This window comes from Pseudoalteromonas sp. C2R02 (assembly GCF_018860845.1).
GTDB lineage: Bacteria > Pseudomonadota > Gammaproteobacteria > Enterobacterales > Alteromonadaceae > Pseudoalteromonas.
Genome location: NZ_JAHKQC010000036.1, coordinates 86913 through 98603, shown reverse-complemented (window position 1 = coordinate 98603; position 11691 = coordinate 86913). Strand labels below are relative to the sequence as shown.

The window sequence follows — 11691 nt, the reverse complement described above, 5'->3', positions numbered from 1 at the left end:
CTTTTAAATAACCTTATCCTTGATTTTAGTATTATAACTTAGATGATGAACTGAAATTTTACAATAGCTCAATTAGATAGCGCATTGATAGATTCTAATTTTGAAATGTAAAAAACGCCCAATGGAATACATTGGGCGTTTGAACTTTTTACAAAGTATAATATTGAAATGTTAGGTTTTTAAAATTGATAGCTGATATTTAAATCAAATGTTCTTGGTAAAATGTAACGACCGTTTGAAGATAGTGCATTACGTGGATCTCCTTCGGTAAGTGCTTCTTCATCTGTTAAGTTGCTTACTGAAACTTGCATTCTAACTTCGTCATTTAAGTTTAATATCAAACCTAAATCGATTTTTTCATATCCAGGCAATGTGACTGTATTTTCATTGTTAGCAAAGCGATCTCCAACAGCTGATACAGTTCCGTATAAAGTAGCATACATACCATTGGCAAAATCAATATCGTAACTTGGTGTCATTCTTACTTGCCAGCTAGGTTGTCTTTGCGCCTCGTTTCCTAAGTTGTCAGGGCTTTGGGTAATTTCGGTTTCTTGAATGGTTGAATTTAGGTTTACGGTTAAACCACTATCATTATAATAATTGAAATCTACCTCTAAACCGTACGCTTCATTTGTTAAAATTTCAGCTGGTTGACCGGGCTGAGATACAAAAGTATCGCCTTTTACTTCATTAAAAAACGAAGTAGCAAATAATTCATAATTAACACTTAAGACTTTATAGCCAAGTTCATATTGGTTCACTTCTTTAATTAAATCTTCACCACCTTCATAAGCTGAGAAGTTATCTCTAAAATCATCAAAAAATGGCATTTTGCTACCTTTGCTTATACGAACAAAAACGCCTTGTTTTTTTGTGAACATCCAATTTGCACCAGTAGTCCAAGCAATTTCAGTTTCATTATAAGATACTGCTTTATCAATTGTGCTATCTAAATCTTCATCTACTGTATACTCAATTTGGTGATTCTCATTACGAATACCCGCATCTAAAGTTATTTGTTTGTTTATTTCATAAGATGCTGCAACATATAGTGCTGATGTAGCGCCATCACCAATACTGTTTATATCGTAATTCCAGCCACAGCTGTCTTGATTATCATTACAATCAATACCGTTTAGCATTTCACCGCCAGATTCAACAACGTGATATGCCTGATTACCCAAAGACCACCAATCTTTCGCTTCAAATGTAGAGTGGTAATAACCCGCTGTTATAGAACCTTTATCTAAGGTTTTAGTGATGGCTAAATCATTGGTAAATGCTTCTATTTGCTTTTTAACAACCCAACGGCCTATTTGTTGTACTATAGTAGAACCATCATATTCAGTACCTGTTATTGCGCCTATTGCTGTATTACCACTATCAGCAACATTTGAAAGTGCAGTAGCATCACCATTAGGTACTAAGCCATAAGTATCAGCATCGCCTTTAGTTAAAATGAATCGATTAACTAAGCCCCAACCATCATCAAAAGACAAATCGATACTGCCGCCAGATACTGAACCGTCCCAACCTCTACCTTGGCCAAAATCAACTGTTTCACTGGTATTATTTGGGCCATATTGAATCGTAGCATGGCGATTATTTGTCCCTATCTGGGTATACTCATTATCTACTGTGTTTACATTAATAGGAGAGGGTAAATACCATACACCGGAGTCATCTGTTTGGCGGGTATATAGGTTTATTTTGCCATTATCTAACTTTTTAGTAATGTTAATTGTAACCTGATTACCTTTTTCAGCATTAAAACCGGCATCTCTCACTCCTGGGGAGTTTTTAACATAGCCGCCAATCATAAAATATAAGTCATCTGCTAAAGTGCCACTGAGTACTGCATCAACTCTTTGCAATCCATTATCGGATGTTGAATATTTTACAAGACCTTCTGTACTTTCTGAGCCTTCTTTTAATAAAAAGTTTGTTGTTAAACCTGGTTGGCCGTTTGAAACAACAGGATTTGGACCACCACGCAGGGCTTCCATAAACTCTACTGTTTCATCTAAGCGAAATAGTGTTGAATTTTCTAAAAAAGAAAGAGTTGGTGGTGGAAATATTGGCGCACCTTGTAACTGAACCGTTAAAAAAGGTGCATCTCCACCACCGGGGAAGCCTCGAACAAACACATTAGCTCCTGAAACACCACCTGAACTTTCCGCCCAAACTCCAGGAATTGCTTTAAATAAATCTGCAGTACTTTTTGGTGCCAGTTTGATAATATCATCTTCAGAAAAAGAACTAATGGCATAACTTGCTTCTTCTTTAGCGATGCTTTTTCCACTAAAGCTGCCTGTTACAACAATGCTTTCTATTTTCTCTTTTTCTTCTGCAAATACGTTTGTAACTTGACAGCTTAATGCAATAGCAACTGCAATAGAAGAATGTTTTAAGTGTTTATTCATAATATATAACCCCGTTTGCCAATAATAGCAGCTGCTTCATTAGCTAATAATTTTATTTGATATTATTTCCTTCCCCAGGAGCAATATAAAACAACAATGCAAACGTTTGCAAGGTTTATTTGCAATCGTTTGCATTATAGGGTTGCTTTGATTGCATTAAACCTCAGTTATGTAATAATTATTATGAAGTTTTATTTATCCCTACCAGGAAGTATGAAAAATTGTCTAACGAAAATAAACTAACGCTTGCAGGACTTGCCAAATTAGCAGGGGTTTCTACCTCTACAGTATCTCGCGCCTTAAAAGATAACCCACTGATAAAAAAGGAAACAAGAGATAGATTACAAGCTTTGGCAGCAGAGTATAATTTCAGTTTAAATCATGCTGCAAGTCGATTAAGAACGCAAAAAACCAATGTGGTTGCTGTGATATTAAATTTAGATGATGAAACAGATCAAAGTATTAGTGATCCATTTTTATTAAAAGTGGTAGGTGATTTGAATCAAGTGTTAAATAAACATGGTTATGAATTACTGTTATCAAACTCATTAATGGCAAATGATGATTGGGCTAATTATTATATTAGCAGTAGTCGGGCAGATGGCATTATCGTAATAGGTCAAGGTAAAAGCACTCAAAAAATTGAAAAAGTAGCAAAATCTGGTGCACCTTTAGTGGTTTGGGGCGATCCTACAACAGCATCAGGCTACTCAGTCGTTGGCAGTAATAATGAACTAGGCAGTTTTCTCGCTACTAAGCATTTAATAGAGGCTAATTGCCGAAATATATTATTTGTAGGTGATCCTGAACACGCTGAAATGAGTGAGCGTTACAAAGGTTATAAAAGAGCGTTATCTGATAGTTCATTAGAATTTAATCCCAACTTTACATTATCTTGTGACATTACTAGTAAAGATGCTTATGAGAAAATTAACGATACAATTCTAGCTAAGGGTTTGTTTTTCGACGGTATTGTTGCAACAAGTGATATGGTGGCACTTGGTGCAATGAAGGCACTTAAAGAACGTTATATAAATATCCCTAGTGATGTCAGTATCGTTGGTTTTGATGATATTGCAATGGCTGAATTATTTCATCCGGCATTAACAACAGTTCAACAAGACACAAAGTCAGCCGCGACAATTATGGTTGAACAACTTTTAAAGCAATTTAAGCAACAAAGTGCCGATTCAGTTGTTGTTGATATTACACTTATTGAAAGAAAATCAGTGAGAGAAAGCTAAATAAAGTGTTTTTCACTTTATTTTAAAATTAATGCAAACGATTGCATTTTGTTTTTCCCAGTTATAGACTAGGCTAATTGAAAACAATGTTGGTCTATTTATGTCGAGATTTATTGCCATAGCTGCGATTGCAGCAAGTTACTTTGTATTTGCTATTTTACTCAATAGTGTGGGCACTGTAATTTTGCAGTCTATTAATAGTTTTGAACTGACAAAACCTGAAGCGAGTGTTTTAGAAGGGTTTAAAGATTTATCAATCGCTTTTGTTTCTTTTTTTGTGGCTGCACTCATTCCTAGAGTCGGTTATAAAGTTGCACTGTTAGCTGGATTACTTATCGTTGGCATAGCGTGTTTTTTTACACCTGTGATCGGTAATTTCATTGTAATAAAACTACTTTTTGCCAGCATAGGAGTCTCTTTTGCGTTAGTCAAAGTATCTGTGTATTCCATAATTGGGCAATTAACAGACTCCGTTAAATCTCATTCTGCTCTATTAAATACAATTGAAGGGATTTTCATGTTGGGAAGTTTGGCTGGATATTGGATTTTTAGTTTCTATGTATCACCTACACCTAATAAATCGCTAGATTGGTTAAATGTTTATTATTTATTAACTGGGTTAATTACCGTTATTTTTGTACTGGTATTGTTTTCATCTGTTAATAACAAACCTAGTCAAGCACACACTACCAGCTTTTTAAATGATTTTATTGAAATGATAAAAATGAGTTATCAATCTTTAGTTTTAATTTTTGTTATTTCAATATTTCTGTACGTATTGATAGAGCAGGGTATAGGTACTTGGCTTCCGACATTTAATAATGAAGTATTAGGCTTACCGAGTGATGTTAGTATTCAAATGACCAGTATCTTTGCGGCTGCTTTAGCTTTAGGTCGTTTATTGGCTGGACAAATTTTAAAGTTTATTAATTGGTATGCGTTTCTAAATATTTGTTTAGTGAGTATGGCCTTAATTATTGTTGTTTTATTGCCATTGACACAATCAATAAAGTTAGGAAGTGTTACCAGTATTTTTGATGCGCCTATGGTTGCATACCTTTTACCATTGATCGGTTTAATGATGGCACCCATTTATCCGGTTTTAAATTCAGTGATGTTAAGTAGTTTAATTCAAGAAAAACATGCGGCTATGACGGGATTAATCGTTGTGTTTTCTGCTTTAGGCGGCACAACGGGTTCTATGATCACTGGATACTTTTTTGAATTATTTGGTGGCCAACAAGCGTTCTATTTATCTTTATTCCCAATTGGGCTCATTTTAATCAGCCTATATTTTTTCAAAACTGCAACACATAAATCTTCTTCAAAGAATACGTAATTAAGGTATTAAAATGAGTCAAATAAATAATTTAGCGGATCAGGCTGAGCAAAATTTACAATTCTTTGAAAGTGATCTTTTTAAAGCAGTACAAATGAGCAATATATTTAATGATAGTAAAACATTTGCTGATGCCATTGCAAAATCACCAATTAATGAAATATTAGCGAGTTATGACAGGCATTTATCAAACAATAATGACTTTAACATGATGGATTTTATTATTGATAATTTTGAGCTCCCAATTCCTCAGGATATACAAGTTACAGAATCAACAAGTGGTATTGATGAACATATTGATTTACTTTGGGAGAAGTTAACCAAAAAAGCAGATGCAGAAAACTTAGGATCATTATTACCATTGCAAAAGCCTTATATTGTACCTGGGGGACGATTTAGAGAGATATACTATTGGGATAGCTATTTTACAGCTTTAGGGCTAGTTAATTCAAAAAGTGACCAAGTTGCGGAGTCTATGTTATTCAACTTTATAGACTTACAAACTCAATACAATTGTATTCCTAATGGTAATAGAGCGTATTACTTATCTCGCTCTCAGCCTCCAATTTTGGGCTTGCTCACAGATTTATTACTTGAGTCAAAATCAAACAAAATAGAATTTATTCAACAGTGTATTGACGGGATCGAAAAAGAATACTTATTTTGGATGCAGGGAAAGTCTAACTTGAACACCGTTAACACTGAGCATAAAAGGGTTGTTCTTATGCCTGATGGTGCGATATTAAACCGCTATTGGGACGAAAGTAATAGGCCTAGACCTGAATCTTATAAGGAAGACATTGAATTATACGAAATTAAAGGCATTAAAGATAAAAATAATTTTTATAGGAATATTCGTGCAGCATGTGAGTCGGGTTGGGACTTTAGTTCTCGCTGGTTGGATGATTCAAATACGTTAGTATCTATAAAAACAACACGTATTATTCCGATTGATTTAAATTGTTTACTGTATAAAAACGAGCGTCTTCTGAGTGATTACTATCAGCTGCTAAATCAGTCGGATAAAAGTAATATGTATGCAAAATTTGCGAAACAAAGAGCCAAAGCAATTAATGATTATATGTGGTCAAACAATCATGGCTTTTATTTAGATTATGATTTAGACGATAAAAGTATCAGTAATGTGAAATCTTTAGCAGGCATTTTGCCTTTATTTGTTAAATTAGCAACTGACAGCCAAGCAAAATTTGTTAGTGAACAAATTAAGAACGAGTTCATCAAATCAGGTGGTTTAGTAACAACATTAACGAGTTCGGAACAGCAATGGGATGCACCTAATGGTTGGGCGCCATTGCAATGGTTTGCTGTACAAGGATTGATTAATTACGATAAAAGAGAATTGGCTATCAGCATCATGGAACGCTGGAATCAAACAGTTGAAAGTTACTTTGAACAAACGGGAAAACTTATGGAAAAGTATAATGTTTGTGAAGAAAATATAGCTGCACAAGGTGGGGAGTATGATGTACAAGAAGGCTTTGGCTGGACAAATGGGGTTTATAAGGCATTTATGTCAAAATTAAAGTAATAAATTGAAATGAAATTTGGCAGATACGACATTTTTCTAATACTCACTATTGATATATCTAAAAATTAGTTAAAGCCTCAATCCAGAGGTTTTAAATTTATAAGTGTAAAACACAAGGAGTTTTAACGTATGTTCAATGAAAATCCAGAACAGTTTTTAGAGCATTCATCGGTTGGGATACACTCGGTGTCTGCTGATGGAGTCATTCTTTATGCAAATAGTTATGAATTAGAGATGTTAGGTTATGAAAAAAATGAATATGTAGGGCATCATGTAAGCGGATTTCAAGTCGATTCTAATTGTTTAGATGATATGCTGACTAGGCTAAATAACTTAGATGTTTTAAAAATTTATCCAGCTAAAGTTAAGGGAAAAAATGAAATAAAGTATGTACTTTAAAATTCAAATGTTTTTCATGACAATGGTCAGTTCATTCATACTCGATGCTATGCTAATGAAATAGAGAAGATAATTTATGACATATTTGTTGAAAACACTTCTGGTTGTTAATCGCTCTTTAACTTTTAATGATCAGAATTCTTCATTATTAGTTTTGAAAGCCTAGTTTTTAGATTTTTTAGTCGGTCTCAAAATGATAATAAATATCAACTTACATGAGTACTGTTGAAAATTAATCAGGATATCCCCAATATACTGATATCGTATTTTAAAAAGTTATAAATGGAATTTTGAAAAAACTTCGTATTGCACTCATAGGATTAGGAGATATTGCTCAGAAAGCATATTTACCTATCATCGCCAATCATAAAGATATTCAACCAATTTTATGTACTAGAAATTTAAACACTTTAAAAGAGTTATCAAAACAATATCGTATAGAGGAATTCTACACAGACATAATTGATTTAATTAGTAACAAACCAGATGCGGTGATGATACACACGTCAACAGAGAGTCACTTTATAATCGCAAAACAGTGTTTACTTGCAGGTATCGCGACTTTTGTTGATAAACCTTTAAGTTTATCATTTGAGGAATGTGAAATATTAGTCAATTTAGCCAAAACTAATAATCTTCCATTTTTTGTTGGTTTCAATCGCCGTTTTGCACCGCTTATAAAACCTTTAGCAGAAAAAGACGCATTGCATATTCGTTGGCAAAAAAACCGCATGGGTTTGGCCGCTACACCCAGAGCGCTAGTTTATAATGATTTTATCCATGTAGTAGATAGTTTGAGGTTTTTAGCTAAGTTAGCACCGAATGAAACACCAGCTGAAATACATGTGAATACCTTTAAACAAGATAATTTGTTAGCTAATGTACATATTCAATTTAAACACTTAGATAGCTTTGTTGAAGGTTCAATGAATCGGATTTGTGGTATAACGGAAGAGCTACTTGATGTTTTTGTAACAGATGAAAAGTACCAAATTAAAAGTCTGGTAAGAGGAGAACATTACAAGTGTGGTGAATTAACCCAATTAGGATTTAGCGATTGGCAAAGTCATCTATATACAAGAGGTTTTGAAGATATGCTTCAAAATTGGCTTATTGATTTAAATTCAGGTATTGCTAATTCAGATCGTTTAGATGATATTTTATCGACACATTTAATGTGCGAAGATATTGTTAAGCAAATTGAAAAGGATTTTAAATGAAAATAATCAGAATAAATGAACACTATTTACCAAAATTAGTCACTGTATTTGAAGAGTACCGTGCTTTTTGTGATTGTGAACCTAGTCCAAAAGAGACTTATGAATTCTTAGCTAAATTAGTGCGAAATGAAGGTTCAGTGATGTTTATTGCAGTAGACTCTGATTCGGATAGTGTTATGGGATTTGTTAATTTATACCCAAGTTATTCTAGCTTAGCGTTAAAGCGTCTTTGGATATTAAATGATTTAGGTGTATCAAGTGATTTTAGAGGCAAAAATGTATCTAAAGCGCTTATTCAAAGAGTACAGAGCTTCGCAAAAGAAACACAAGCAATACGTATTGAGCTAAAAACGGGTAAAGAAAACCAAAGAGCAATGCAGTTATATCGCGCTATGAATTTTGAGATAGATAATGACAATGTATATTATCGCGTGCCATGTTAGCATTTCGTATTATTAATCTATTTATCATATGATAATACTACTTCCGATAATTAAATGACCAGTTAATTACCGGAAATGGTATAAGGACGATTTATGCAGGATTATCAAAATCTGGTATCGCATTTTGAAAAGATTTCTCGATTTAAACATTTGGCATCTATTTGCGGTTGGGATCAGGCGGCTGTCATGCCAAGTGGCGGTAACCAGGCACGTTCAGAATCAATGGCTGAACTATCAGTTCATATTCATCAGCTATTAACGCTTCCTCAACTGGCTGATTGGTTTTCGAATGTAAATCATAGTGAATTATCAACGACTGAAGTTGCCAGCTTTACAGAAATGAAACGTCATTGGCAGCATGCAACCGTGTTGCCTGAAAAACTTGTTCAAGCTAAATCTTTGGCAGGCTCACAATGTGAACATGCTTGGCGAACTCAAAGAAGTAATAATGATTGGCAAGGATTTGAAAGTAACTTTGCTCAGGTTGTTGCTTTGTCACAAGAAGAAGCACAAATAAGAGCACAAGAAGCGAATTTAACACCTTATGATGCCATGCTGGATTTGTATGAACCAGGTACAACTACGCAGTCTTTAGATATGTTATTTAGTAACGTAAAAACTTGGCTGCCAGATTTGATAAAACAAGTCGCTGATAAACAGTCCAAAGAATCATTTATTTTGCCTCAAGGTACCTATCCTCAAGAACAGCAAAAGCAACTAGGCTTAGATGTTATGAAGATGTTAGGTTTTGATTTTAACCATGGCAGGTTAGATGTTAGTGTACACCCATTTTGTGGTGGGGTACCTTCTGATGTTCGCATTACCACACGCTACGATGAGTCCGATTTTGTACAGTCATTAATGGGTATAGTTCATGAAACAGGTCATGCACGTTATGAGCAAGGTCTCCCTAAAGCGTTAAATTCATTACCTGTTGGTAGTGCGCGTTCTATGGGCATACATGAATCTCAGAGTTTATTTTTTGAAATGCAATTAGGGCGAAGTGAAAATTTTATAAAAAACCTCGCACCTATGGCAGCTTACGCATTTAAACAATCAGCGTCACCAGTATTTACAAGTGATAACTTCTTAAAGCTTTATACGCGCGTAGAACCTGGTTTTATTCGTGTAGATGCAGATGAAGTAACTTATCCTGCACATGTGATTTTACGTTATGAAATCGAACGTGATTTAATGAATGGAAAAGTATCTCATAAAGATATCCCGGAGTTATGGGATCTGAAAATGCAAAATTATTTAGGTTTGACAACTAAAGGTAATTATAAAAATGGGTGTATGCAAGATATACATTGGACAGATGGCTCATTTGGTTATTTTCCATCATATACCTTAGGTGCTATGTACGCAGCGCAATTTATGTCGGCAATGAATAAAGAAATTAATGTAGGTAGTTTAGTTGAGCAGCAAAACCTGAGCCCTATATTTGATTGGTTAGCTCAAAATATTTGGTCAAAAGCATCATTATTATCAACAGATGAATTAGTAAAGCAGGCAACTGGTGATACTTTAAATGCCCAACACTTTAAAAATCATTTAGAAAACCGTTACTTGTAAACTAAATTTAATCATAGCGTAATAATGGTGCGCTATGATTATTGGTTCATACTTTAAAGTACAAGATTTTTCTACGCCACCGTAATTGCTAATTACTAATGAAAATGGCGTAAAAATACGATCCCTCATAGCTGTAAAGTGATGCACTCTCAAACCTTTTTCCATGATCAAGCCTACAAATAAATAACCTGTATTTAATATTAAAAACCTTCACCAGATAAAAAATATGCGGCTTAATTTAATGCAAGTGAAGGGGAAAACTAACTGTTTGTAATAAATTAACATCATTTTGAATCAATTCACTTCGAAACTGAATAAATGTATATAGCATTTAGGAGGGAAACCCTTACACTAAGCACCCTTAGCTTTAAAATCGTAATAATAAGAGAGTCAGTTTTGAGTATTGAAGAACAAGAAATAAAAACACTGTTAACAAACCTAGAATGCAGAACTAACTTTACAATGAAAAAAATCACTGAATATATGCTACCAAATGTGAAAGAGGCTTTTTATCTTCATATTGAGGGGAATACACCACATATAATTATTCGTCCGGTATTTGAAGTATTTTCTGCTGATTTATGTGATATTGAAGGTGTGAGTAAAAAAGCTGATTATTTTCACAATGCAGAAATGACTCGCTTTCCTAAAAGAGTGCATAAGGGCATTAATGAAATTTTTTACGGATTGTCATTTAAGTTTAATGATAAAAAGGCTGTGAAAAAATTCATTAAAAAGATGATTAACATAATCAATCCACAATAAGTTGGCTTATTGATTGCTTAGATAATTACTTAAATTTTTCAGTTAAGGGAATAACATGTCAATTGTAAGTAATCAGTTACCTGCAGTATCTTCTACTAGTCGTTCAGATGCTAATAAAACCGCAAATACTAGCGCTGCTGGTTTTACTTTATTTGAAGCATCATCAATTGAATCAGATACAATAAATAGTTTTAACAGTGAGAAAATTTCAGAGAAAGCTAAAATACTCTATGGTCAACTTCGTCAAGACATTACACAAACCATGGATTCAGGTTTAGAAAGAAGAGAATACGATTTAAGCTACTTTAATAAGATAATTAAAGAGATCACCGAAGTACCCATTAAAGTGGAAGTTGAGCGCCATGAGATGAAAGAGGCTATTTTATTTGCACGTTTAGGTATTGATTTCTTAAAAGTTAAAGAAATTGAAATCAAAATTGAGATGCTTACATTAACAGGTCAAGATATTGAAAGTTCAACAGCTTTAACACAATCAGATAAAGATATATTTCGTGAACGCATTAATGCTCTTAAAATGCAATTGGAAGAACAAAAGGCAGCTTTAATGAAAGGAGAAACGCCTGAAGAACTTGAACCATTTAAAGCGCTTGAGTTTAAACAGACCGATAAAATTAATCCTTTGTATAATCAGATACAAGATTCAAATAAATACTTATTATAAAATATCATGTTAAATTTATGACTCAATTGATTAAAGCAGCTAATATAAGTTT

At 33.8% G+C, this 11691-nt stretch carries 11 protein-coding genes; 9 read left to right on the top strand and 2 right to left on the bottom strand.

Translation table 11 applies throughout. The annotated features are described in order from the left end of the window. Positions 1-179 precede the first annotated feature (179 nt). Positions 180-2423 carry a TonB-dependent receptor gene (locus KO527_RS16125; protein ID WP_216041310.1) on the bottom strand — a complete coding sequence of 748 codons (2244 nt, stop codon included), beginning with the start codon at positions 2421-2423 and terminating at the stop codon, positions 180-182. Positions 2424-2644: 221 nt separating this feature from the next. Between KO527_RS16125 and KO527_RS16120 the strand changes: the two genes are divergently transcribed. The 7 genes from KO527_RS16120 to KO527_RS16090 all read left to right on the top strand — a co-directional run bounded on the left by KO527_RS16120 (position 2645) and on the right by KO527_RS16090 (position 10192). Beyond that, on the top strand, positions 2645-3667 hold the full coding sequence (locus KO527_RS16120; protein WP_216041309.1) for a substrate-binding domain-containing protein: 1023 nt from the start codon (positions 2645-2647) through the stop codon (positions 3665-3667). A gap of 100 nt (positions 3668-3767) precedes the next feature. Beyond that, positions 3768-5006, top strand: a complete 1239-nt coding sequence (locus KO527_RS16115) for an MFS transporter (RefSeq protein ID WP_216041308.1) — start codon at positions 3768-3770, stop codon at positions 5004-5006. 13 nt (positions 5007-5019) lie between these two features. After that, positions 5020-6555, top strand: a complete 1536-nt coding sequence (locus KO527_RS16110) for a trehalase family glycosidase (protein WP_216041307.1) — start codon at positions 5020-5022, stop codon at positions 6553-6555. Positions 6556-6684: 129 nt separating this feature from the next. After that, positions 6685-6954 (top strand): PAS domain-containing protein, encoded by a 270-nt coding sequence (locus tag KO527_RS16105; protein WP_252733807.1) that lies wholly within the window; start codon positions 6685-6687, stop codon positions 6952-6954. Between the two features lie 290 nt (positions 6955-7244). After that, positions 7245-8174: a Gfo/Idh/MocA family oxidoreductase gene (locus KO527_RS16100; RefSeq protein ID WP_216041306.1), complete on the top strand. Its 930-nt coding sequence runs from the start codon at positions 7245-7247 to the stop codon at positions 8172-8174. Then, positions 8171-8617: a GNAT family N-acetyltransferase gene (locus tag KO527_RS16095; RefSeq protein ID WP_216041305.1), complete on the top strand. Its 447-nt coding sequence runs from the start codon at positions 8171-8173 to the stop codon at positions 8615-8617. The genes KO527_RS16100 and KO527_RS16095 overlap by 4 nt, the downstream gene beginning before the upstream one ends. Before the next feature lie 93 nt (positions 8618-8710). After that, positions 8711-10192, top strand: a complete 1482-nt coding sequence (locus tag KO527_RS16090) for a carboxypeptidase M32 (RefSeq protein WP_216041304.1) — start codon at positions 8711-8713, stop codon at positions 10190-10192. On the opposite strand, the gene KO527_RS16085 is transcribed toward KO527_RS16090, so the two are convergent. Beyond that, positions 10172-10357 (bottom strand): hypothetical protein, encoded by a 186-nt coding sequence (locus KO527_RS16085; RefSeq protein WP_216041303.1) that lies wholly within the window; start codon positions 10355-10357, stop codon positions 10172-10174. The two genes, KO527_RS16090 and KO527_RS16085, sit on opposite strands and share 21 nt — an antisense overlap. A gap of 231 nt (positions 10358-10588) precedes the next feature. On the opposite strand from KO527_RS16085, the gene KO527_RS16080 reads away from it, so the two are divergent. Then, a complete protein-coding gene (locus tag KO527_RS16080) occupies positions 10589-10957 on the top strand; it encodes a hypothetical protein (protein ID WP_216041302.1) in 369 nt (122 codons plus the stop codon). 55 nt (positions 10958-11012) lie between these two features. Beyond that, the gene (locus tag KO527_RS16075; RefSeq protein ID WP_216041301.1) at positions 11013-11639 is read left to right on the top strand and encodes a hypothetical protein; all 627 of its coding nucleotides are present in this window, start codon (positions 11013-11015) and stop codon (positions 11637-11639) included. Positions 11640-11691 lie beyond the last annotated feature (52 nt).

Bases quoted from the DNA above. Each gene is read 5' to 3' on its own strand.
- KO527_RS16115 (WP_216041308.1), top strand. From the start codon at position 3,768: ATGTCGAGATTTATTGCCATAGCTGCGATTGCAGCAAGTTACTTTGTA.
- KO527_RS16085 (WP_216041303.1), bottom strand. From the start codon at position 10,357: ATGGAAAAAGGTTTGAGAGTGCATCACTTTACAGCTATGAGGGATCGT.
- KO527_RS16105 (WP_252733807.1), top strand. From the start codon at position 6,685: ATGTTCAATGAAAATCCAGAACAGTTTTTAGAGCATTCATCGGTTGGG.
- KO527_RS16095 (WP_216041305.1), top strand. From the start codon at position 8,171: ATGAAAATAATCAGAATAAATGAACACTATTTACCAAAATTAGTCACT.
- KO527_RS16075 (WP_216041301.1), top strand. From the start codon at position 11,013: ATGTCAATTGTAAGTAATCAGTTACCTGCAGTATCTTCTACTAGTCGT.
- KO527_RS16125 (WP_216041310.1), bottom strand. From the start codon at position 2,423: ATGAATAAACACTTAAAACATTCTTCTATTGCAGTTGCTATTGCATTA.
- KO527_RS16090 (WP_216041304.1), top strand. From the start codon at position 8,711: ATGCAGGATTATCAAAATCTGGTATCGCATTTTGAAAAGATTTCTCGA.
- KO527_RS16110 (WP_216041307.1), top strand. From the start codon at position 5,020: ATGAGTCAAATAAATAATTTAGCGGATCAGGCTGAGCAAAATTTACAA.